Annotated in this window: 21 protein-coding genes; 15 read left to right on the forward strand and 6 right to left on the reverse strand. The window is 62.3% G+C overall.

The window, feature by feature from the left end:
• Positions 1–47 precede the first annotated feature (47 nt).
• From BM026_RS07215 to BM026_RS07230, 4 genes are all read left to right on the forward strand, one after another.
• Positions 48–2,801 (forward strand): response regulator, encoded by a 2,754-nt coding sequence (locus BM026_RS07215; RefSeq protein ID WP_093527823.1) that lies wholly within the window; start codon positions 48–50, stop codon positions 2,799–2,801.
• Between the two features lie 153 nt (positions 2,802–2,954).
• On the forward strand, positions 2,955–3,944 hold the full coding sequence (locus BM026_RS07220; RefSeq protein WP_093527825.1) for a 2-hydroxyacid dehydrogenase: 990 nt from the start codon (positions 2,955–2,957) through the stop codon (positions 3,942–3,944).
• A 71-nt stretch (positions 3,945–4,015) separates the two neighbouring features.
• Positions 4,016–4,456, forward strand: coding sequence for a hypothetical protein (locus BM026_RS07225; RefSeq protein ID WP_071491872.1), 441 nt, complete (start codon positions 4,016–4,018; stop codon positions 4,454–4,456).
• Positions 4,453–4,857: an META domain-containing protein gene (locus tag BM026_RS07230; protein WP_071491873.1), complete on the forward strand. Its 405-nt coding sequence runs from the start codon at positions 4,453–4,455 to the stop codon at positions 4,855–4,857. The genes BM026_RS07225 and BM026_RS07230 overlap by 4 nt, the downstream gene beginning before the upstream one ends.
• A 140-nt stretch (positions 4,858–4,997) precedes the next feature.
• Here BM026_RS07230 and BM026_RS07235 read toward each other — a convergent pair whose 3' ends face one another.
• Positions 4,998–5,459 carry a TlpA disulfide reductase family protein gene (locus BM026_RS07235; protein ID WP_071491874.1) on the reverse strand — a complete coding sequence of 154 codons (462 nt, stop codon included), beginning with the start codon at positions 5,457–5,459 and terminating at the stop codon, positions 4,998–5,000.
• Positions 5,460–5,574: 115 nt separating this feature from the next.
• On the opposite strand from BM026_RS07235, the gene arsC reads away from it, so the two are divergent.
• Genes arsC through BM026_RS07250 form a run of 3 tightly spaced genes read left to right on the forward strand, consistent with a single transcriptional unit; the run spans position 5,575 to position 6,930 of the window.
• Entirely contained in the window at positions 5,575–5,928 is a 354-nt protein-coding gene (arsC, locus tag BM026_RS07240; RefSeq protein WP_092245120.1) for an arsenate reductase (glutaredoxin), read from the forward strand.
• Positions 5,925–6,539, forward strand: a complete 615-nt coding sequence (gene wrbA, locus BM026_RS07245) for an NAD(P)H:quinone oxidoreductase (RefSeq protein ID WP_071491876.1) — start codon at positions 5,925–5,927, stop codon at positions 6,537–6,539. The genes arsC and wrbA overlap by 4 nt, the downstream gene beginning before the upstream one ends.
• Positions 6,523–6,930 carry a DUF2069 domain-containing protein gene (locus BM026_RS07250; protein ID WP_093527828.1) on the forward strand — a complete coding sequence of 136 codons (408 nt, stop codon included), beginning with the start codon at positions 6,523–6,525 and terminating at the stop codon, positions 6,928–6,930. The genes wrbA and BM026_RS07250 overlap by 17 nt, the downstream gene beginning before the upstream one ends.
• A 94-nt stretch (positions 6,931–7,024) precedes the next feature.
• On the opposite strand, the gene BM026_RS07255 is transcribed toward BM026_RS07250, so the two are convergent.
• Together BM026_RS07255 and ttcA are read right to left on the reverse strand one after the other, a co-directional pair.
• The gene (locus BM026_RS07255; RefSeq protein WP_071491878.1) at positions 7,025–7,696 is read right to left on the reverse strand and encodes a DNA-3-methyladenine glycosylase I; all 672 of its coding nucleotides are present in this window, start codon (positions 7,694–7,696) and stop codon (positions 7,025–7,027) included.
• 67 nt (positions 7,697–7,763) lie between these two features.
• The gene (gene ttcA, locus BM026_RS07260) at positions 7,764–8,588 is read right to left on the reverse strand and encodes a tRNA 2-thiocytidine(32) synthetase TtcA (protein ID WP_058425451.1); all 825 of its coding nucleotides are present in this window, start codon (positions 8,586–8,588) and stop codon (positions 7,764–7,766) included.
• 270 nt (positions 8,589–8,858) lie between these two features.
• Here ttcA and BM026_RS07265 point away from each other — a divergent pair, with 270 nt between their 5' ends.
• Both BM026_RS07265 and BM026_RS07270 read left to right on the forward strand, forming a co-directional pair.
• Complete coding sequence (locus BM026_RS07265) at positions 8,859–9,461, forward strand: Yip1 family protein (RefSeq protein WP_058425452.1); 603 nt, start codon at positions 8,859–8,861, stop codon at positions 9,459–9,461.
• A 127-nt stretch (positions 9,462–9,588) separates the two neighbouring features.
• The gene (locus BM026_RS07270; protein WP_071492040.1) at positions 9,589–10,083 is read left to right on the forward strand and encodes a SprT family zinc-dependent metalloprotease; all 495 of its coding nucleotides are present in this window, start codon (positions 9,589–9,591) and stop codon (positions 10,081–10,083) included.
• A 91-nt stretch (positions 10,084–10,174) separates the two neighbouring features.
• Here BM026_RS07270 and BM026_RS07275 read toward each other — a convergent pair whose 3' ends face one another.
• Complete coding sequence (locus BM026_RS07275; protein ID WP_093527831.1) at positions 10,175–11,338, reverse strand: CaiB/BaiF CoA transferase family protein; 1,164 nt, start codon at positions 11,336–11,338, stop codon at positions 10,175–10,177.
• A 157-nt stretch (positions 11,339–11,495) separates the two neighbouring features.
• Between BM026_RS07275 and tusD the strand changes: the two genes are divergently transcribed.
• From tusD to BM026_RS07305, 6 genes are all read left to right on the forward strand, one after another.
• The gene (gene tusD, locus BM026_RS07280; RefSeq protein WP_071491880.1) at positions 11,496–11,888 is read left to right on the forward strand and encodes a sulfurtransferase complex subunit TusD; all 393 of its coding nucleotides are present in this window, start codon (positions 11,496–11,498) and stop codon (positions 11,886–11,888) included.
• 1 nt (position 11,889) lies between these two features.
• The gene (tusC, locus tag BM026_RS07285) at positions 11,890–12,240 is read left to right on the forward strand and encodes a sulfurtransferase complex subunit TusC (protein ID WP_071491881.1); all 351 of its coding nucleotides are present in this window, start codon (positions 11,890–11,892) and stop codon (positions 12,238–12,240) included.
• Positions 12,240–12,518 carry a sulfurtransferase complex subunit TusB gene (tusB, locus tag BM026_RS07290; RefSeq protein WP_071491882.1) on the forward strand — a complete coding sequence of 93 codons (279 nt, stop codon included), beginning with the start codon at positions 12,240–12,242 and terminating at the stop codon, positions 12,516–12,518. The genes tusC and tusB overlap by 1 nt, the downstream gene beginning before the upstream one ends.
• Positions 12,515–12,850 (forward strand): TusE/DsrC/DsvC family sulfur relay protein, encoded by a 336-nt coding sequence (locus BM026_RS07295; RefSeq protein ID WP_093123803.1) that lies wholly within the window; start codon positions 12,515–12,517, stop codon positions 12,848–12,850. The genes tusB and BM026_RS07295 overlap by 4 nt, the downstream gene beginning before the upstream one ends.
• Positions 12,847–13,848: a glycosyl transferase family protein gene (locus BM026_RS07300; protein ID WP_093527834.1), complete on the forward strand. Its 1,002-nt coding sequence runs from the start codon at positions 12,847–12,849 to the stop codon at positions 13,846–13,848. Before BM026_RS07295 ends, BM026_RS07300 begins: the two co-directional genes overlap by 4 nt.
• An 88-nt stretch (positions 13,849–13,936) precedes the next feature.
• Complete coding sequence (locus BM026_RS07305) at positions 13,937–14,932, forward strand: glutathione S-transferase family protein (protein ID WP_092245104.1); 996 nt, start codon at positions 13,937–13,939, stop codon at positions 14,930–14,932.
• Positions 14,933–15,037: 105 nt separating this feature from the next.
• Here the strand turns inward: BM026_RS07305 and cysG are convergent, their stop codons facing one another.
• Together cysG and serS are read right to left on the reverse strand one after the other, a co-directional pair.
• Complete coding sequence (gene cysG, locus BM026_RS07310; RefSeq protein WP_093527837.1) at positions 15,038–16,432, reverse strand: siroheme synthase CysG; 1,395 nt, start codon at positions 16,430–16,432, stop codon at positions 15,038–15,040.
• Positions 16,433–17,713: a serine--tRNA ligase gene (serS, locus tag BM026_RS07315; protein WP_093527840.1), complete on the reverse strand. Its 1,281-nt coding sequence runs from the start codon at positions 17,711–17,713 to the stop codon at positions 16,433–16,435. It lies immediately after the preceding gene.
• Between the last annotated feature and the right edge of the window lie 3 nt (positions 17,714–17,716).

Below are 17,716 nucleotides of genomic sequence, written 5' to 3' on the forward strand. Positions count from 1 at the left end.
GATGCCCGTGTGAATCATCGATATCAATGTGGTAGCAGGAGAGTGGCGTGCTGACAAGAATGGGGATAAAAGGCCGCGTACTGTTGCTGACCTTATTACCGACCAGCCTGATGGCTTCGTTGCTGGGCGGCTATTTCACCTGGATGCAGTTGTCGGAACTGCAGACCCAGTTGCTGCAACGTGGCGAAATGATCGCCGAGCAGTTGGCGCCACTGGTGGCGCCCGCCTTGAGTGCACGCAACACCGACCTGCTGGAGCGCATCGCCACCCAGTCCCTGGAGCAGCCGGACGTGCGCACCGTGTCGTTCCTCAGCCCGGACCGTGCGACCCTCGCCCACGCCGGCCCGACCATGCTCAACCAGGCACCCATCGGCAACAGCTCACACCTGTTGCAACGCACCGGCAATGACGCCACGCGCTACCTGCTGCCTGTGTTTGGCCGCCATCGCAACCTCGCCGGCGACCTGATCCCGGATGAAGCCGACCGCCTGCTGGGCTGGGTCGAGGTGGAACTGTCCCACAATGGCATGTTGCTGCGTGGCTACCGCAGCCTGTTCGCCAGCCTGCTGCTGATCGCCATCGGCCTGATCTGCACCGCGGCACTGGCCCTGCGCATCAGCCGCACCATCAACGCGCCGATCGGCCAGATCAAGCAAGCCGTGGCCCAGCTCAAGGACGGCAACCTGGAAACCCGCCTGCCGCCCCTGGGCAGCCAGGAACTGGACCAGCTCGCCTCTGGCATCAACCGCATGGCCGAGACCCTGCAGAACGCCCAGGAAGAACTGCAACACAGCATCGACCAGGCCACCGAAGACGTACGCCAGAACCTGGAAACCATCGAGATCCAGAACATCGAGCTGGACCTGGCGCGCAAGGAGGCGCTGGAGGCCAGTCGCATCAAGTCGGAGTTCCTGGCCAACATGAGCCATGAGATCCGCACGCCGCTCAACGGCATCCTGGGGTTTACCCACTTGCTGCAAAAGAGCGAGCTGACCCCGCGTCAACTCGACTACCTGGGCACCATCGAAAAATCCGCCGACAACCTGCTGGGCATCATCAACGAGATCCTCGACTTCTCGAAAATCGAAGCCGGCAAGCTGGTCCTCGACAGCATTCCGTTCAACCTGCGGGACTTGCTGCAAGACACCCTGACCATCCTCGCCCCCGCCGCCCATGCCAAACAGCTCGAACTGGTCAGCCTGGTCTACCGCGACACGCCGCTGGCATTGGTCGGCGACCCGCTGCGCCTCAAGCAGATCCTCACCAACCTGATCAGCAACGCGATCAAGTTCACCCGCGAAGGCACCATCGTGGCGCGAGCGATGATCGAGGACGAGCAGGAAGACAGCGTGCAATTGCGCATCAGCGTGCAGGACACCGGCATCGGCCTGTCCAACCAGGACGTGCGTGCCCTGTTCCAGGCCTTCAGCCAGGCCGACAACTCGCTGTCGCGCCAACCCGGCGGCACGGGCTTGGGCCTGGTGATTTCCAAGCGCCTGATCGAACAGATGGGCGGCGAAATCGGCGTCGACAGCACGCCGGGCGAAGGCTCGGAGTTCTGGATCAGCCTCAACCTGCCCAAGACCCGCGACGACGTGGAAGATCTGCCGTCGGCGCCCCTGCTGGGCCATCGTGTCGCCTTGCTGGAAAACCACGAACTGGCACGCCAGGCGCTGCAACACCAACTGGAAGACTGCGGCCTGGAAGTCACGCCGTTCACCAGCCTGGAAAGCCTGACCAACGGCATTACCAGTGCCCACCAGACCGAGCAAGCCATTGACCTTGCGGTCCTTGGGGTTACTGCCAACGACATCCCGCCCGAGCGCCTCAACCAGCACCTGTGGGACCTCGAACACCTGGGCTGCAAAGTGCTGGTGCTGTGCCCCACCACCGAACAGATGCTGTTCAATCAGTCCGTACCCAATCCCAATAGCCAATTGCAGGCCAAGCCGGCCTGTACGCGCAAATTGCGGCGTGCCTTGTCCGACCTGATCAGCCCGCGCCCCACGCGCAGCGAACCCGGCGAACCCTTGTCCAGCCGGGCACCGCGTGTACTGTGTGTGGATGACAACCCGGCGAACCTGTTGCTGGTCCAGACCCTGCTGGAAGACATGGGCGCCCGGGTACGCGCCGTGGAAAGCGGTTATGCGGCCATCGACGCGGTGAAGCAGGACACCTTCGACCTGGTGCTGATGGATGTGCAAATGCCCGGCATGGACGGCCGCCAAAGCACCGAGGCGATCCGCCAGTGGGAAAGCGAACGCAGCGGCACGCCATTGCCGGTAGTCGCCCTCACCGCCCACGCCATGGCCAACGAAAAACGCGCCTTGCTGCAAAGCGGCATGGACGACTACCTGACCAAACCCATCAGCGAACGCCAACTGGCCCAGGTGGTGTTGAAATGGACCGGCCTGGCCCTGCGCAATCAGGGGCCGGAACGCGCGACCGACAACCTCGGCCCTGGCGTGCAATTTCCGGTGCTCGATCACGAGGAAGGCCTGCGCCTGGCGGCCGGCAAGGCTGATTTGGCAGCAGACATGCTCGCCATGTTGCTTGCCTCCCTGGAAGCCGACCGACTCGCCATCACCATTGCCCGTGACGCCAACGACAACAACGCCCTGATTGAACGGGTGCATCGTCTGCACGGCGCCACCCGTTACTGTGGCGTACCGCAACTGCGCGCCGCCTGCCACCGTGCCGAAACCCTGCTCAAGCAGGATGACGCCAAGGCCATGCATGCGCTGGACGAACTGGACATGGCGATTGCACGGCTGGCCAGCGAGGCGCGGGTCAGCGCCTGAAGAGACTTTGACGCCGATCAGCTGTGGGAGGGGGCTTGCCCCGATAGCGTCGTATCAGTCGAAGCATCTGTAGCTGACACACCCTAATCGGGGGCAAGCCCCCTCCCACAGTTGTCCAGCGTTTCCAACTGATTAATTGCGGGGAGCCTTTTGATGCGCGTGATTCTATTCAGCAGCCAAACCTACGACCGCGACAGCTTTCTCGGCGAACCGTTGCCCGTAGGCCTGGAGCTGCAATTCCAGCCCGCCCGGCTCAACCTCGACACCGTGGCCTTGGCCGAACATCACGAGGTAGTCTGCGCCTTTATCAACGATGACCTCAGCGCCCCGGTGCTGGAGCAGTTGGCCAAGGGCGGCACGCGGTTGATCGCCCTGCGCTCGGCGGGCTACAACCATGTGGACCTGGCCGCCGCCAAGCGCCTGGGCCTGACCATCGTGCGCGTACCGGCCTACTCGCCCCATGCGGTGGCCGAACACGCCGTCGCGCTGATCCTCGCCCTCAACCGCCGCCTGCCCCGCGCCTGCAACCGTACCCGCGACGGCGATTTCAGCCTGCATGGCCTCACCGGTTTCGACCTGGTGGGCAAGACCGTCGGCGTGGTCGGCACCGGACAGATCGGCGCCACCTTCGCCAATATCATGGCCGGCTTCGGTTGCCGGCTGCTGGCCTACGACCCCTTCCCCAACCCGCAGATCCAGGCCCAGGGCGCGCACTACGTGAGCCTGCCCGAACTGCTGGCCCAGGCGCAGATCATCAGCCTGCACTGCCCGCTCACCGCCGACAGCAAACACCTGATCAACGCCCGCTCCCTGGCGCAGATGCAACCGGGTGCGATGCTGATCAACACCGGTCGCGGTGGGCTGGTCGACACCCCGGCGCTGATCAAGGCGCTCAAGGACGGCCAGCTCGGCTACCTCGGTCTGGATGTCTATGAGGAAGAAGCGCAGTTGTTTTTCGAGGACCGCTCTGATCTGCCCTTGCAGGACGACGTGCTCGCACGCCTGCTGACCTTCCCTAACGTGATCATCACTGCCCACCAGGCGTTTCTGACCCGCGAGGCCCTGGCCGCCATCGCCGGCACGACGTTGGCCAACATTGCCGCCTGGGCCGATGGCCGGGCACAGAACCTCGTCGAAGGATGATCAGCGGTTACATACCAGGCTCATGATGAGCCAGCACCCGTGATAGGATGCCGCGCCTATTTGGAGGATCCATGGCCGAACACGATTTCCGCTTCAGTTTGCTGAGCCCGCAACACACCCTGATCGAATGCCGCGCCCTGGTGCCGGGCCGTTACCAGGTCACCGGCAACGGTGGCTCGATCAAGCATGGCGACGTTCTGATCGTCTCCCTGCGCGGCAGTAAAACCCTGTCGATGCGCCTCACCGTCGAAGGTGACGCGCGCTACTCCATCCGCCCGGCGGGCCAGTGGGTCGCCATGGCCCAGGGGCCGAAGTTCGGGGAGTTGGAGATTCACACCTGGAAGGTCAACTGCGACAGCTGCGACGCCGTGTTGGACTTCGAGTTTGCGGTGGAAACCAAGCTGACCAAAGAACCGCTGCAACCGGCCGCCAATGCGCGGATCGCCGAGTTGGGCTGGACCAGCGAGGGCGACAAGCACCGCTGCCCGAAATGCCAGAAGGCTGCGCAATGAGAGGCCTGTTTCTGCTCGCCGCCCTCGGGGCGGGCCTGACCGGCTGTGCCGGCGACGCGGTCAAGCTCAAACAGGATCACAGCTACGTGGTGGAATGGATTGGCGAGCGGCCGCTGATGGATTACGCGCACCTGACCGTCACCCTCGGCGCCGATGGTCGCGCCTATGGCAACGGCGGCTGCAACCATTGGTTCGCGCCCTACACCGTCGACGGTGAAAAGCTCAGCTTCGGCCAGATCGGCAGCACCCGCAAACTCTGCGCCGAAGCGTTGATGGAACAGGAACACCGCTTCTTCCAGGCCCTGCAAGGCGTGCAGCGCTGGGATATCTCGCCGATCGAGCAGACCCGGTTCTGGCCGGCCGAGGGCAAACCGATACGATTGTGGCTCGAAGAAGGCTGATTTTCCCAATCCATGGATTGATGGAAGCTAAATGTGGGAGGGGGCTTGCCCCCGATGGCGGTGTAACAGTCAACTGATGGAGTGACTGACACACAGCTATCGGGGGCAAGCCCCCTCCCACATTTGATTCCGGGTAGCCCCTAGCCGCGCAAGGCCTTGAGCCTGGCCAGCACGCCTTCCGCCGTCTGCTCGCCCATTAACGTCTCGCGCACCTTGCCCTTGTCATCGATGATGTAGGTCACCGGCAACGCTTCGCTGCGTGGAATATCGAAAATCTCTTCCGGGTTCTGCGCCAGCACCGTGAACTTGATGCCCAGCTTGTCGCTGGCGGCTTTCAGCTCTTCGCCCTGGACATTGTCGAAGTTGACCCCGAACACGCCCACGTTCTGCGCCTTCAACTGTTCGGCCAAGGCATTGAGCTCGGGGATTTCCGTGCGGCACGGACCACACCATTCGGCCCAGTAATTGACCACCAGCCACTGCTTGTCCAAGCGTTCGGACGCCACCTTCTTGCCAAATTGGTCAACGCCGTAATCGTTACCGCAGCCGCTGAGCAGCAGGGTTGTGATGATCGCCAATGCACCGATCAGTCGCCTTGTCATGGGGTAATCCTTCGCAAAAATGAACGTTGGCTGCGGCCTATCGCCTCTTACGGTTTAAGGACAGGTCGCTGCACGGGTAGAATACCCGCCACCTTACGCAAGATGCGACCCGCACATGACCGATCTGACGCTTTATCACAACCCGCGCTGCTCGAAATCCCGCGGTGCGCTGGAACTGCTGGAGGCCCGTGGCCTCACCCCCACCGTCGTACGCTACCTGGAAACCCCGCTGGACGCCGCGCAACTCAAGGCGCTGCTCGGCAAGCTGGGTATCAGCGCGCGCCAACTGCTGCGCACCGGCGAAGATGAATACAAAACCCTGAACCTGGCCGACGCCAGCCTCAGCGAAGCCCAGTTGATCGCCGCCATTGCCGATCACCCGAAATTGATGGAACGCCCGATCCTGGAAACCGCCGACAAAGCCGTCATCGGCCGGCCGCCGGAAAACGTACTGGAGATCCTGCCGTGACGTCGCCGTATGTGCTGGTGCTGTATTACAGCCGCAATGGCTCGGTGAGCGAAATGGCCCGGCAGATTGCCCGGGGCATCGAGCAAGGCGGGATGGAAGCACGCTTGCGCACCGTGCCGGCGATCTCCACCGAGTGCGAAGCCGTGGCACCGAGCATTCCGGAGGAAGGCGCGCTGTATGCCAGCCTCGACGACCTGAAACACTGCTCCGGCCTGGCCCTGGGCAGCCCGACCCGCTTCGGCAACATGGCCGCGCCGCTCAAGTACTTCATCGACGGTACCAGCAACCTGTGGCTCACCGGCGCCCTCGTCGGCAAGCCGGCCGGGGTGTTTACCTCCACGGCCAGCCTGCACGGCGGCCAGGAAACCACGCTGATGTCGATGCTGCTACCGTTGCTGCACCACGGCATGCTGATCACCGGCCTGCCCTACAGCGAACAGGCCTTGCTCGATACCCAGGGCGGCGGCACTCCCTATGGTGCCAGCCATCACGCCGGGCCGGACGGCAAGCGCATGCTCGACCAGCATGAGATCGCCCTGTGCCGCGCCCTGGGGCTACGCCTGGCGAACACCGCCACCCTGCTGGAGGGCGGTCGTGGCCAGGAAGCCTAAGGTCCTGCCGCCCCAGGCGTGGTTGGAGCCACGGGTGAGAATTGCTCGCGCGCTGAGCCTGCTGGCGTTTTTTGGCCTGGTGGGGTTGCTGTGCGTGTACTACCTGTTCGTTGCTGATCTGCACGGCGCACGGCCGTGGGTGATCCTGCTGATCGAACTGGTGCCCTTGCTGGTGCTGGCGCCAGGCATGCTGCTGGGCAGCGCGCGCGGGCACTCATGGATGTGCTTTGTGGTGAACCTGTATTTCATCAAGGGCGCGCTGGCGGCGTATGACCCGAACCGGCAGTGGTTCGGGGTGCTGGAGATGCTGGCGAGCCTGGCGGTGTTTTGCACGGCAATGTTGTATGTGCGCTGGCGGCATCAGTTGAACCGGCGGTTGGCAGCGGCCTGAAGCCCCTCATCGGGGGCAAGCCCCCTCCCACACTTTTACCGCGCCGCCTATCCAATGTGGGAGGGGGCTTGCCCCCGATGGCATCACCCCGGCCTCAATGGTTGACGGTGTACGCCAACATCATCGACAACTGGCACATCGGCCGTCCACTCTCGGCGTGCCACTGGTTGAACGCGCCCTGCACCGTCGCCAGGTCGCGCAGGCTGGTCGGCGCCTTGTCGACGATCTTCTGCGCGTTCAACGCCGCCACCACGTCATAACTCGGCACAAAGGTATCCTTGCCGACCATGCGTAAAAAGCGCGGCGCTGACAACCCGCCGAGCTGGTGGCCGTGTTTGCTCAGGTACTTCCACAGGCCGACAATGTCGGTCACCGGCCAATCGGCGATAAACGCGCCGAAGCTGCCCTTCTCCTGCTCGATATCCAGGATCATCTGCGCATTGCGCGGCACGCTCTTGAGCTTGCCCAGGTGGCGGATGATGCTGGTGTCCTGCATCAGCCGCTCCAGGTGCTCGGCGCCCATCAGTACGACTTTTTCCGGGTCGAAGCCGAAAAACACCTTTTCGAACGCCGGCCACTTGGCGTCCACCACGCTGTGCTTCAAGCCTGCACGAAACACGCGCAACGCCAGGGTCGACAGGTAGCGATCATCACTGATCTTGCGTAATTGCGCCGCAGTCTTGGGCACAGGCAGGTGGGCTTCCAGCTCGGCTGCCGAACCGAAGCGGTTCAGACAATATTCGTGCAGCCACTTGTAATCGCGCATGCCCTCTCCTGGCAATTGAATGGAAAACGGCGCCCGCGAGCGCCGTGTGTCAGAGCCTTGAATGGGCTCAGAGGTTCACAACATTGACGAAGCGCGACGCGGCGGTCTCATCGATTTTCAGGCTGGTGAAGTCGAACAGGTTGCGGTCGGCCAACTGTGAGGGGATCACGTTCTGCAGGCTGCGGAAGATGCTTTCGGTGCGGCCCGGGGTCTTGCGCTCCCAGTCCAGCAGCATTTCCTTGACCACCTGGCGCTGCAGGTTCTCCTGGGAGCCACACAGGTTGCACGGGATGATCGGAAATTGCTTGAAGTCGGAGTAAGCCTGGATGTCTTTCTCGTTGCAATACGCCAGCGGGCGGATCACCACGTTGCGCCCGTCATCGGCACGCAGCTTGGGCGGCATGGCCTTGAGCGAGCCGTTGAAGAACATATTGAGGAAGAAGGTCTCGACGATATCGTCGCGATGATGCCCCAGGGCCATCTTGGTCGCGCCAATCTCATCGGCGAAGGTGTACAGCGTGCCACGGCGCAGGCGCGAACACAGCGAGCAGGTGGTCTTGCCTTCCGGGATCAGTTCCTTGACCACCGAGTAGGTGTCTTTCTCGACGATGTGGTACTCGATGCCCAGTTCCTTGAGGTAGGCCGGCAGCACATGCTCAGGGAAGCCCGGTTGTTTCTGGTCCATGTTGACGGCGACGATCTCGAACTTGATCGGTGCGACCTTTTGCAGGTGCAACAGCACGTCGAGCATGGTGTAGCTGTCTTTGCCGCCGGAGAGGCAGACCATGACCTTGTCGCCGTCCTCGATCATATTGAAATCGGCGACCGCTTCACCGGCCAGGCGACGCAGGCGTTTTTGCAGTTTGTTCTGGTTGACCGTAAGAGTGCCCATGGCGCTTGGATCCGCTGGAGGTGTGTGACGAAAAGCCCAGCATTTTACCGATAAGAATCACCGAGTTCCAATGTGGGAGGGGGCTGCATTCCAATCTGCGATTAACCCCAACGTTTACAGCGCAATTTGCTCTAAAGGCCCTACAGTTATTCCGGTCATCCCTTCCTATACTGCGACAAGAGGTCGCACAGCTATCCAGGACCTTTGAGGCCATTTGGCCCGTGGGCGCTCCGATGGGGGGCGATGGCAATAACGACAGGAGTGACTGGCATGATCCATCACGTCGTGGGGCTTTTTACCCATCCCGACCAGGAATGGCGGGAAATCCGTGGCGATAAAGAAGAAAGCATCGGCCACATGTACCTCACTCACACCCTGATTCTCGCGGCGATTCCCGCCGTTTCCGCGTTTATCGGTACCACCCAGGTCGGCTGGGTCATCGGCAACCGCGCGCCAGTGATGCTGACCCAGGAAAGCGCACTGTGGATGACCATCATGTCCTACGCCGCGATGCTCGCCGGCGTGGCGGTGATGGGTGCATTCATTCACTGGATGGCGCGTACCTATGACGCCAACCCGAGCATGGCCCGCTGCGTGGCGTTTGCCACCTACACCGCCACGCCACTGTTCATCGGCGGGCTGGCGGCGCTCTATCCACATATGTGGCTGGGCATGGTGGTAGGCACGGCGGCCATCTGCTACACGGTGTACCTGCTTTATGTAGGTGTGCCGACCTTTATGAACATTGATCCGGATGAAGGCTTCCTGTTTTCCAGTTCCATACTGGCCGTGGGGCTGGTGGTGCTGGTGGCGATCATGGCCTTTACCGTGATTGTCTGGGGCTTGGGCGTAGGCCCGATCTATACCAACTGAGCAGATGAACCGTGGGCAAAGCCACCGCAAGGTGGCTTTGTGCATCATGCATGACCATTCGGCGCCTGACAGATTCGGAAACACCCAGCTTTGCGGCATACTGGGCGTCTCTGGAGATATGTACAGCATGCCCGAGCAACTCAATACCCGCGTCGAAGATTGTTTCCTGCTAGCCGAATCCTTTTTCAAACGAAGCTTCAAACGTCCCCAGGTCAGCCTCAAGCTGCGGGGCCAGAAGGCCGGTGTCGCGCATTTGCACGAGAACCTGCTGCGCTTCAACCCACAGTTGTACCGAGAAAACAGCCAACATTTCCTCAAGCAGACCGTAGCCCATGAAGTGGCGCACCTGATTGCCCACCAGTTGTTTGGTGAACGCATCCAGCCCCATGGCGAGGAATGGCAATTGATCATGCGCGGGGTCTACGAACTGCCGCCGGACCGTTGCCACACCTATGCCGTGAAGCGCCGCCAGGTGACCCGCTATATCTACAAGTGCCCGTGCGCGGACAGTGACTTTCCGTTCTCGCCCCAGCGCCATGGCATGGTGGCTCAGGGCCGAAGGTATTTGTGCAGGCGGTGCCGGCAGACGCTGGTGTTTACCGGTGAAACCCGGGTGGAATGAGGGCCTCATCGGGGGCAAGCCCCCTCCCACCTGTTGACCACGCCGCCTATCGAGTGTGGGAGGGAGCTTGCTCCCGATTGCGTCGGTCCAGTCACCCTACTACCTTGGTCCGCCGCAGATCCTGTATGCGCTGAACACTGAACCCCAACTCCGCCAGCACCTCATCACTGTGCGCCCCCACAGCAGCGCCTATATGCCTGGGCGCTGGCAACCCCTCCGAGAACTTCAACGGGCAGGCAATCTGCGCCTGGCTCGAGCCATCCCCCCTGGGCACCTGACTGACCAACGCCCGCGCCCTTAACTGCGGATGTTGCACCGCTTCACTCAGGCTCAACACCGGCTCCACACACGCATCCACCCCGGCAAACAACTCACACAACTCATCAAAGCTACGTTTCTCGAATTCAACCTGCAGCGCCTGCTTGAGTGTGGGCGACAGGCCCAGCGCCGCCAACTCCGGCCGTCCCAGCGCGTCACAGAGTTGCTGCATAAACCCAGGCTCCAGACTGCCGACCGACATCCAACGCCCATCCCGCGAGCGGTAATAATCGTAAAAACTGCCACCGTTCAGCACATGGCTTTCGCGTTCAGGCTCGACATCGCACGCCAGGAAGCCCGCACCCGCCATGGCGTTCAGGCTGAACGAGCAGTCGGTCATGCTCACATCCAGGTACTGGCCTACCCCGCTCTGCTGCCGGGCGATGACCGCTGCGAGCAGCCCCACTACCGCATGCAGCGACCCGCCGCCCACATCCGCCAGTTGTACGCCCAGTGGCAACGGGCCGCTGTCCCGGCGCCCGGTGTAGCTGGCCACCCCGGCCAACGCCAGGTAATTGATGTCGTGCCCGGCGCGGTCCCTATACGGGCCAGTCTGGCCATAACCGGTGATCGATACATAAATCAGCCGGGGGTTGATCGCCTTCAATGCCTCATACCCCAACCCCAGTCGCTCCATCACCCCAGGGCGGAATTGTTCAAGCAGGATGTCGTATTCCTTGACCAGCGCCCGTACGATCTCCAGCGCCTCGGCCTGCTTGAGGTCCAGCGCCAGGCTGCGCTTGTTGCGGTTGAGGTAGGCGTGGCTGGCCGACGTGCCCTGGTCGTGGGGTGGCAGTACGCGCAACAGGTCCATGCGCGTGGGTGAATCGATACGCAGCACCTCGGCGCCCATGTCTGCCAGCATCAGCGACGCAAACGGGCCAGGCAGCAAGGTGGAAAAATCCAGCACTTTGAGGGACGCCAAGGGACCTGACATGGGCACTCCATTTCGGTTTTGAATGCCCACAGACTAGGCAGCCTTGCGCCGGTCGGCAATCGCCGGAACGGTCACCGACAGTGACCGTTTTGATCACGGCGGGCTTTTTCGCGGCGGCGGCTTTATCATTGGCCCACGTTTGCTTGCAGAGTGTTCCATGAAGTTTGCGATTGCAGTGTTTTGTGCCGCCCACGCGCCCTCCTCGCGCCGCGCCCTGCTGTTTGCCCGGGCGGCACTGGCCGGCGGGCATGAGATTGTGCGGCTGTTTTTCTACCAGGACGGCGTGTACAGCGCGTCCAATTCGGTTGTTGTGCCCCAGGATGAGCAGGACATCGCTCGCCAATGGCGTGAGTTTGTCAGCGCGCACCAACTCGACAGCGTGGTGTGCATCGCCGCCGCCTTGCGTCGCGGCGTGCTCAACGAGGAGGAAGCCATGCGTTATCAACGCAGTGCGGTCAACCTCGATGCGCCGTGGGAGCTGTCGGGCCTGGGGCAATTGCACGACGCCGCCCAGGCCGCCGATCGCCTGATCTGTTTTGGAGGGCCGTGACATGTCCAAATCCCTATTGGTGATCAGCCGCCAGGCACCTTGGTCTGGCCCGGGCGCACGCGAAGCACTGGACATCGTGCTGGCTGGCGGTGCCTTCGATCTGCCCATCGGCCTGCTGTTCCTCGACGACGGCGTGTTCCAACTGGCACCACATCAGGACGCCAAGGCCGTGCAGCAGAAGGACCTCGGCGCCAACCTGCAGGCGCTGGGCCTGTTCGGTATCGACGAGGTATTCGCCTGCCATCATAGCCTGGCCGAACGCGGCCTCACGACACCCGCCAGCGCACAGCCGTTGGACAGCGCTGCGATCTCCCAGTTGATTGACCGTTACGACCAGGTGATAACCCTCTGATGTCGACTCTACATGTGGTTTCCCACTCCCCGTTTACCGATAGCCGCCTGGACAGCTGCCTGCGTATCTGTGGCGTTAATGATGCCATCCTGCTCTGCGGCGACGGCGCCTATGGGCTGCACAACGCGGCGCTGCAAACCAAAGGCGTGAAGGTGTTTGTGCTGGCCGAAGACATGCAGGCGCGCAACCTGCCCTTGCCGGACTGGGCCGACAGCGTCGATTACCCGGGTTTCGTGCAGTTGTCGCTCGACTACGACAAGGTCAACAGCTGGCTATGAACACCCTGACCGTAGGCACACGCACCCTGGAACTGGACAAGGACGGCTATCTGGTCGACCTGAACGCCTGGTCCGAGGAAGTCGCCAACGCCCTGGCCGCCGCCGAACCCCTGGCGTTGACCGCGGACCATTGGGAAATCCTCACGCTCTTGCGCCAGTTCTACAGCGAATTCCAGCTGTCCCCGGCCACGCGCCCGCTGATCAAGTACACCGCCTTGAAGCTGGGCCCGGAAAAAGGCAACAGCCTGCACCTCAACAAACTGTTCAACGGCACTCCCGCCAAACTCGCCGCCAAGCTGGCGGGCCTGCCCAGGCCGACGAATTGCTTATGACCGACTTTGCCCCGCTGACTCTTCAAACCCCTGCCGAGCACCCGTTTGCACCATTCGTGCGCATCCTGGGCAAAGGCAAGCGCGGTGCGCGCAACCTCACCCGTGAGGAGGCCCGCGAAGCCATGGGCATGCTGCTCGACGAAAAAGTCGAGGACACCCAGCTCGGCGCCTTCCTGATGCTGCTGCGCCACAAGGAAGAAAGCCCGGAAGAACTGGCCGGTTTCACCGAAGCCGTGCGCGAACGCCTGGATGCCCCGGCACTGAACGTGGATGTCGACTGGCCGACCTACGCCGGCAAGAAACGCCACCTGCCGTGGTACCTGCTGGCGGCCAAGTGCTTGGCGCAAAACGGCGTGCGCATCCTCATGCACGGCGGCGGCGCCCACACGGCGGGACGGCTGTATACCGAGCAATTGCTGGGGGGTTTGCAGATTCCCTTGTGCCGCAACTGGCAGCAGGTCGAGGCTGCCTATGCAAAAGGCAACCTGACCTTTATCCCGCTGGGTGACTGGGCGCCGCAGTTGCAACGCATGATCGACCTGCGCAACACCCTTGGCTTGCGCTCGCCCATCCATTCCCTGGCGCGCCTGCTCAATCCGCTGAATGCGCGATTGGGGCTGCAAAGCATTTTCCATCCCGGTTACCAAGGCGTGCACCGCGATGCCAGCGGTCTGCTCGGCGACAATGTGATTGTGGTCAAGGGCGATGGCGGCGAGGTCGAGATCAACCCCGACACCCTCAGCCATCTGTACGGCACCACCGGCGGCGAAAGCTGGGACGAAGAATGGCCCGCCCTCTCCGCCCAACGCCACGTCAAGCCGGCCACCCTCGACCCCGAGCACTTGAAAGCCGTGTGGCGCGGCGACATCGAGGACAGCTACCCGCAATTGGCACTGATCGCCACCATGGCCCTGGCCTTGCGTGGCCTGGGTCACCCACGGGAGCAGGCCTTTGAACTGGCCCGGCAATACTGGATCGCACGGGACAAATCGATTTAATCGATGATTAACCCCCGGTCTTTGCGCTTTTAGTTCGAACTCATCCCTTTAGACTGGGCTCCAACGCTTATTAGCCAAGGAGCCAGTCATGGGTTTGCTGATCGAAGGGCACTGGAAAGACCAGTGGTACGAAAGTAGCGCGGACGGCGCGTTCCAGCGCGAACAGGCGCAACGCCGCCACTGGGTCACCGCCGACGGCGCGCCAGGCCCGAGTGGCGAAGGCGGCTTCACAGCCGAGGCCGGCCGCTACCACCTCTATGTCTCCCTGGCCTGCCCCTGGGCTCACCGCACGCTGATCCTGCGCAAGCTCAAGGGCCTGGAAAGCCTGATCGACGTGTCCGTGGTCAGCTGGTTGATGCTGGAAAACGGCTGGACCTTCGACAAGGCCCACGGCTCCACCGGCGACAAGCTGGATGATTTCGACTTCATGCACCAGCGCTATACCGCCGATACCGCCGATTACACCGGACGCGTCACCGTGCCGGTGCTGTGGGACAAAAAGCTCAAGCGCATCGTCAGCAATGAATCGGCGGAGATCATCCGCATGTTCAACGACGCCTTCAATGAATTGACCGGCAACACCCTGGACTTCTACCCCCAGCCGCTGCGCACGACCATTGACGCGTTGAACGAACGCATTTACCCGGCGGTGAACAACGGCGTGTACCGCGCAGGCTTCGCCACCTCACAGCAAGCGTATGAAAGTGCGTTTGATGATGTGTTCGCCGAGCTGGGTCATCTGGAACAACACTTGAGCGATCATCGCTACCTGGCCGGTGAATACCTGACCGAGGCAGATGTGCGGCTGTTCACCACGCTGATTCGCTTTGATGCGGTGTACTACAGCCATTTCAAATGCAATTTGCGCAGGATTGCGGATTACCCGAACCTGTCGAATTGGTTGAGGGAGATGTACCAGTGGCCGGGGGTGGCCGAGACGGTCGATTTCGAACACATCAAGGGGCATTACTATGCCAGCCATCGCACGATCAACCCGACGGGGATTGTGCCGAAGGGGCCGTCGCAGGGGTTTGATGAACCGCACGATCGGAAGCAATTGATTGGCAAAGGCGTGTGGAACTGATCCGACGTATTGGCTGGCTTTTAGGGCCTCATCGGGGGCAAGCCCCCTCCCACACAGGAATGCAGTCCAATGTGGGAGGGGGCTTGCCCCCGATGCTTTCAAGGCTCAGACCTGCGACTGTGCGCCTTCAAACCACTTCAGCTTCTCGCGCAACACCACCACTTCGCCGACGATCACCAGTGTCGGCGCATGCACTTCATGCTCCGCCACCATCCGTGGCAAGTCGGCCAGGGTGCCGGTGAACACGCGCTGGTTGGACGTGGTGCCCTGCTGGATCAAGGCCGCCGGGGTATCCGCCGCACGCCCGTGCTTGATCAACTGATCACAGATGATCGGCAAGCCGATCAAGCCCATGTAGAACACCAGGGTCTGCGAGGGGCCCACCAGGTCATGCCAGGGCAGGTCCGAGGTTCCGTCCTTCAAATGCCCGGTGATAAAGCGCACCGACTGCGCATAGTCGCGATGGGTCAGCGGAATTCCGGCATATGCCGCGCAACCGCTGGCTGCCGTGATTCCCGGCACCACCTGGAACGGAATGCCATGGGCGGCCAGTTCCTCGATCTCTTCGCCACCACGACCAAAGATGAACGGATCGCCCCCCTTGAGGCGCAACACCCGCTTGCCCTGCTTGGCCAGGTCCACCAGTTGCTGGTTGATCTGGTCTTGTGGCACGGCGTGGTCGGCGCGACGCTTGCCGACGTAGATACGCTCGGCATCCCGGCGGCACAGTTCGAGGATCGCGGGCGCCACCAGGCGGTCGTACAACACCACATCGGCTTGCTGCATCAGGCGCAGGGCACGGAAGGTCAGCAGGTCGGGATCACCCGGACCCGCACCCACCAGATAAACCTCGCCCGGCGCATAAGGCGGCGCGCCGTTGACCTTCTCGATCAGCAAGCGCTCGGCCTCATCGCCCTGACCGGCCAACTGGCGGTCGGCAATCGGGCCTTGGAACACTTCTTCCCAGAACGCACGCCGCTGCTGCACATCCGGATACAAGCCTTTGACCTGGGCACGAAAACGCGCCGCCAGCCCGGCCAGTTGCCCGTAAGTGGACGGAATCCAGGTTTCCAGCTTGGCGCGGATCAAGCGCGCCAGCACCGGCGCGTCGCCACCGCTGGACACGGCGATCACCAAGGGCGAACGGTCGACGATCGCCGGGAAGATCACGCTGCACAAGGCAGGCGCATCGACCACGTTGACCGGTACGCAACGGCGCTTGGCATCGCTGGACACTTGCGCGTTCAGCGGCTCGTCGTCGGTTGCCGCAATGATCAGGGTGCAACTGTCGAGGTCAGCCTCCTGATAACCGCGCAGAATCAGTTCCCCGCCACTGCCCAGTACCAGTTCACGCAACTGGTTTTCGATCTGGGGAGCAACCACCCGCAGCACCGCCCCGGCGTCGGCCAGCAGCCGGGATTTGCGCAAGGCAATCTCCCCGCCACCGACGACCAGCACACGACTGCCGCGCAGGTTATGAAACAGCGGCAGAAATTCCATTTAGCGAATGACCTCAACGCCCGCCATGTAAGGCTTGAGCACTTCCGGTACGCGGATCGAACCGTCAGCCTGCTGGTAGTTTTCCAGCACCGCCACCAGGGTACGGCCTACGGCCAGGCCGGAACCGTTGAGGGTGTGCACCAGCTCCGGCTTGCCGGTTTCCGGGTTGCGGAAACGCGCCTGCATGCGACGGGCCTGGAAATCACCGCAGTTGGAGCACGACGAAATCTCGCGGTACTTGTCCTGGCTCGGCACCCACACTTCGAGGTCGTAGGTCTTCACGGCGCTGAAACCCATGTCACCGGTGCACAGGGCCAGCACGCGGTACGGCAGTTCCAGCAGTTGCAGGACGCGCTCAGCGTTGGCGGTCAGGCCTTCCAGGGCGTCCATCGAGGTCGACGGCTCGACGATCTGCACCATCTCGACCTTGTCGAACTGGTGCTGGCGGATCATGCCGCGGGTGTCGCGGCCCGATGCGCCGGCTTCACTGCGAAAGCACGGGCTGTGGGCGACGAACTTGATCGGCAGTTGCCTGGCGTCGAGGATCTCGCCGGAGACGATATTGGTCAGCGACACTTCGGCGGTCGGAATCAGGTACAGGTCGGCTTCGCCGTCGCGGCTGATCTTGAACAGGTCTTCTTCGAATTTCGGCAGCTGGCTGGTGCCCATCAGCGCCGGCGCCTGCACCAGGTACGGGGTGTAGGCCTCTTCGTAACCGTGCTCGCCGGTGTGCAGGTTGATCATGAACTGCGCCAGGGCGCGGTGCAGGCGTGCAACCGGGCCGCGCAACAGGGAGAAGCGCGCGCCGGACATCTTGGCGGCAGTTTCGAAATCCAGGCCACCACTCAGTTCGCCCAGGGCGACGTGGTCCTTGATCTCGAAATCAAAGGCCTTCGGCGTGCCCCAGCGACGCACTTCGACGTTGCCGTCTTCGTCTGCGCCGATCGGCACCGATTCGTGGGGGATGTTGGGGATGCCCAGCAGGATCGAATCCAGCTCGGACTGGATTTTTTCCAGCTCGACTTTAGCCTCGGACAGCTCGGTGCCCATGCGCTCGACATCCGCCATCAACGGTGCGATGTCTTCGCCACGCTGCTTGGCCTGACCGATGGATTTGGAACGCGCATTACGCTCAGCCTGCAGTGCTTCGGTGCGGGTCTGGACGGTCTTGCGCTGTTCTTCCAGCGCTTCGATGCGCGCAACATCCAAGGCAAAGCCACGGGATGCCAGGCGGTCCGCTACGTCCTGAAGGTTGCTACGTAACAGTTTGGAATCGAGCATGTC

This window comes from Pseudomonas sp. NFPP24 (genome assembly GCF_900112095.1).
Taxonomy (GTDB): Bacteria; Pseudomonadota; Gammaproteobacteria; order Pseudomonadales; family Pseudomonadaceae; genus Aquipseudomonas; species Aquipseudomonas extremorientalis.

What these genes read in the sequence shown, in the direction of transcription:
- BM026_RS07235 (WP_071491874.1), bottom strand. Translation starts at nt 5,459, where the DNA reads ATGACAAGGCGACTGATCGGTGCATTGGCGATCATCACAACCCTGCTG.
- BM026_RS07305 (WP_092245104.1), top strand. Translation starts at nt 13,937, where the DNA reads ATGGGTTTGCTGATCGAAGGGCACTGGAAAGACCAGTGGTACGAAAGT.
- BM026_RS07225 (WP_071491872.1), top strand. Translation starts at nt 4,016, where the DNA reads ATGGCCGAACACGATTTCCGCTTCAGTTTGCTGAGCCCGCAACACACC.
- BM026_RS07300 (WP_093527834.1), top strand. Translation starts at nt 12,847, where the DNA reads ATGACCGACTTTGCCCCGCTGACTCTTCAAACCCCTGCCGAGCACCCG.
- BM026_RS07275 (WP_093527831.1), bottom strand. Translation starts at nt 11,338, where the DNA reads ATGTCAGGTCCCTTGGCGTCCCTCAAAGTGCTGGATTTTTCCACCTTG.
- BM026_RS07265 (WP_058425452.1), top strand. Translation starts at nt 8,859, where the DNA reads ATGATCCATCACGTCGTGGGGCTTTTTACCCATCCCGACCAGGAATGG.
- tusC (WP_071491881.1), top strand. Translation starts at nt 11,890, where the DNA reads ATGTCCAAATCCCTATTGGTGATCAGCCGCCAGGCACCTTGGTCTGGC.
- BM026_RS07295 (WP_093123803.1), top strand. Translation starts at nt 12,515, where the DNA reads ATGAACACCCTGACCGTAGGCACACGCACCCTGGAACTGGACAAGGAC.
- ttcA (WP_058425451.1), bottom strand. Translation starts at nt 8,588, where the DNA reads ATGGGCACTCTTACGGTCAACCAGAACAAACTGCAAAAACGCCTGCGT.
- BM026_RS07220 (WP_093527825.1), top strand. Translation starts at nt 2,955, where the DNA reads ATGCGCGTGATTCTATTCAGCAGCCAAACCTACGACCGCGACAGCTTT.
- cysG (WP_093527837.1), bottom strand. Translation starts at nt 16,432, where the DNA reads ATGGAATTTCTGCCGCTGTTTCATAACCTGCGCGGCAGTCGTGTGCTG.
- BM026_RS07270 (WP_071492040.1), top strand. Translation starts at nt 9,589, where the DNA reads ATGCCCGAGCAACTCAATACCCGCGTCGAAGATTGTTTCCTGCTAGCC.
- BM026_RS07230 (WP_071491873.1), top strand. Translation starts at nt 4,453, where the DNA reads ATGAGAGGCCTGTTTCTGCTCGCCGCCCTCGGGGCGGGCCTGACCGGC.
- tusB (WP_071491882.1), top strand. Translation starts at nt 12,240, where the DNA reads ATGTCGACTCTACATGTGGTTTCCCACTCCCCGTTTACCGATAGCCGC.
- BM026_RS07255 (WP_071491878.1), bottom strand. Translation starts at nt 7,696, where the DNA reads ATGCGCGATTACAAGTGGCTGCACGAATATTGTCTGAACCGCTTCGGT.
- arsC (WP_092245120.1), top strand. Translation starts at nt 5,575, where the DNA reads ATGACCGATCTGACGCTTTATCACAACCCGCGCTGCTCGAAATCCCGC.
- tusD (WP_071491880.1), top strand. Translation starts at nt 11,496, where the DNA reads ATGAAGTTTGCGATTGCAGTGTTTTGTGCCGCCCACGCGCCCTCCTCG.
- serS (WP_093527840.1), bottom strand. Translation starts at nt 17,713, where the DNA reads ATGCTCGATTCCAAACTGTTACGTAGCAACCTTCAGGACGTAGCGGAC.